We start from the raw sequence: 2,735 nt of genomic DNA on the forward strand, positions 1-2,735 counted from the left end.
CGCCGCCGACCTGCGCGCGGCCGGGGCTCACGCCGTGCTGGACTCGCTGGCCGACACCGCCGCCGTGCTCTCGGCGGCCGCGGCCAGCCGGGCCAGCGGGGCATCCGAAATCCGGTAGACGGTCCACTCGTCCTGCGCGACCGCCCCCAGCGACTCGTAGAAGTCGATCGACGGGCGGTTCCAGTCGAGCACCCACCACTGCACGCACCACAGGCCGCGCTCGACGGCGAGGCGGGCCAGCTCGGCCAGCAGGGCCTTGCCGTGCCCGTGCCCGCGCGCCTGCGGCCGCACGTACAGATCTTCCAGGTAGATGCCGTGCCGGCCGCGCCAGGTGGAGAAGTTCAGAAACCACATGGCGAACCCGACCGGCTCGCCGGACACGTCGTCGCAGGCCAGGTGGGCGTACACGGCCGGGTCCGGGCCGAACAGGGCGGTGTGCAGCTGCGCGTCGGTGGCCACGGCCTGCTCGGGGGCCTTCTCATAGGCGGCAAGCTCGCGGATGAACTGGCCGATGCGCGGCACGTCGGCCGGGGTGGCGGGTCTGATCACGCAGGCTATTGTGGCCTACCGTGAGCACGATCCTGTCGGTCAACCTGGCCGTGCCCGAGGCGAGCACGGCCAAGGACGTCGGTGTCACCGGCATCACCAAACGCCCGGCGCCCGGCCCGGTCTACGTGCGCCCGCCCGGCCCGAAGACCACCGGCCTGGGCAGCGGCCTGGTCGGCGACCAGGTGTTCGACGTGAAGCATCACGGCGGCGACGACCAGGCCGTCTACGCCTACGCCCGCGAGGACCTCGACTGGTGGGAGGCCGAGCTCGGCCGGGCCATCGCCGGCGGCACGTTCGGTGAAAACCTGACCACGTCAGGGCTGGATGTCAACGGCGCGCTGATCGGGCAGCACTGGCAGATCGGCGCGCAGGTCGTGCTCGCCGCCACCTCGCCGCGCATCCCGTGCAACACCTTCGCCTCGAAGATGGCCGTGCCGCAGTGGATCAAACGGTTCACCGCCGCCGCCCGGCCCGGCGCCTACCTGCGCGTGGTGCAGCCGGGGCAGATCAGCGCGGGCGACCCGGTGCGCGTGGTGCACCAGCCGGCACACGACGTGACCGTGGAGGTGATGTTCCGGGCGATGACGCTGCAGCCCGAATTGCTGCCACGGCTGGCCGACGTCGCCGAGCTTGCCTCCGGTACCAGAAAGAAAATCACCGGCCGGCTAGAGAAACAAACGTCCCTCTAGGACGGTGGCGGCACCGCCGGAAAGCTCCACCCGGTCGCCGCGCAGCCGGGTGCGCACCAGGCCGCCCCGCGGCGACACCTGAAGCCCGGCAAGGGACTCGCGGCCCAGCCGGGCCGACCACAGCGGCGCCAGGGCGGTGTGGGCGCTGCCGGTGACCGGGTCCTCGTCGACACCCACGGCCGGGGCGAAAAACCGGGACACGAAGTCGTATCCGGCGCCGTCGGCCGCCCGCGCGGTCACGATCACCCCGCGGCAGTCCACACGCGACAGTGCGGCCAGGTCGGGGACCAGCGCCCGCACCGCCTGCTCGTCGGGCAGCTCGACCAGCAGATCGCCCAGCGCGCCGGTGGTGTAGACGGCGACGGCGGCAAGGCCGGGCAGCTGCGGCGCGGCGGTCAGCGGCACCGGCGGATTGGCCGGGAAGTCCAGGGTGACGGTGCCGTCCTCGCCGCGGCGGGCCAGCAGCACCCCGGAACGGGTCGCGAAACGCACCTGCGGCAGGCCCAGCACATGCGCGGCCGCCAGGGTGGCATGCCCGCACAGGTCGACCTCCACGGCCGGGGTGAACCAGCGCAGCGCCCAGTCGGCCACCGGGTCGCCGGCCAGACGGTGGGTGAACGCCGTCTCCGACAGGTTCATCTGCGCGGCCACCGCCTGCATCCACGCCGCGTCGGGAAAGTCGTCGCCGTCGAGCACGCACACGGCCGCCGGGTTGCCGCTGCCGGGCCGGCCGGCGTGAAACGCGTTGACCACCTGGATGGGTTGGCTCACAGCTCCTCCAGCCTCGCCGGCAGTTCGGCCAGCGACTCGATGGTCAGGTCGGCGCGGGCCGCCTGCGGCCGCTGCGCGTGCAGGTATCCCCACGGCCCGCGCTTGATCAACGCGGTGCGCATGCCCGCGGCGCCGGCGGCCAGCACGTCGTTGTCGAGCCGGTCGCCCACGTAGCAGATGTTTTCGGCAAGTGTCCGCGTCACCTCGGCCACCCTGAGGTAGAACGCCGGGTCGGGTTTCTCCACGCCCCACTCCGCCGACGTGAAGATCAGATCGACGGGCAGGTGCATGTCCTGCAAGGCCTTCTTGGCCTGCGGCGGCTGGTTGCCGGCCACCACCACGGTGCGGCCGGTGGCCCGCAGCGCGGCCAACGCCGCGCGCACATCCGGGTACAGGTCGTCGGCGTCGAAGTTCTCCCGCAGCCCGTGCGGGTCCTCGGCGGCCCAGGCGCGGATCTCGGCTTCGACGTCCAGGCCGGGGCGCACGATCTCGAATGTGTCGCGGTGGTGCCGGTCCAGGGCGGCCATCCCGCCGAGCACACCCAAGAACGTCAGCCGCGGCACGCCGAGCCGGTCGGCCCAGCGCGTCCAGATGCGGGTCTCATCGATGAGCGTCTCACCCACATCGAACACCACCGCGTTGATCACTGTGCCAGGATATCGGGATGCTGTTCGGTGAGGTGGCGGCCGGCTACGACACCGCCCGGCCGGGGCGCACCGGCGCACG

4 protein-coding genes are annotated in these 2,735 nt (G+C 72.5%); 1 reads left to right on the forward strand and 3 read right to left on the reverse strand.

All coding sequences use genetic code 11. The features are described from left to right. Positions 1–27: 27 nt before the first annotated feature. Positions 28–549, reverse strand: coding sequence for a GNAT family N-acetyltransferase (locus DM816_RS41300; protein ID WP_117215868.1), 522 nt, complete (start codon positions 547–549; stop codon positions 28–30). A gap of 20 nt (positions 550–569) precedes the next feature. On the opposite strand from DM816_RS41300, the gene DM816_RS41305 reads away from it, so the two are divergent. Then, positions 570–1,238, forward strand: a complete 669-nt coding sequence (locus DM816_RS41305) for an MOSC domain-containing protein (protein ID WP_117215869.1) — start codon at positions 570–572, stop codon at positions 1,236–1,238. On the opposite strand, the gene DM816_RS41310 is transcribed toward DM816_RS41305, so the two are convergent. Together DM816_RS41310 and DM816_RS41315 are read right to left on the reverse strand one after the other, a co-directional pair. Continuing rightward, entirely contained in the window at positions 1,215–2,009 is a 795-nt protein-coding gene (locus DM816_RS41310; protein WP_246002738.1) for a PhzF family phenazine biosynthesis protein, read from the reverse strand. The genes DM816_RS41305 and DM816_RS41310 overlap by 24 nt on opposite strands. After that, entirely contained in the window at positions 2,006–2,656 is a 651-nt protein-coding gene (locus DM816_RS41315) for an HAD family hydrolase (RefSeq protein ID WP_162908405.1), read from the reverse strand. The genes DM816_RS41310 and DM816_RS41315 overlap by 4 nt, the downstream gene beginning before the upstream one ends. Positions 2,657–2,735 lie beyond the last annotated feature (79 nt).

This window comes from Allorhizocola rhizosphaerae, from assembly GCF_003426775.1.
GTDB classification, from domain to species: Bacteria; Actinomycetota; Actinomycetes; order Mycobacteriales; family Micromonosporaceae; genus Allorhizocola; species Allorhizocola rhizosphaerae.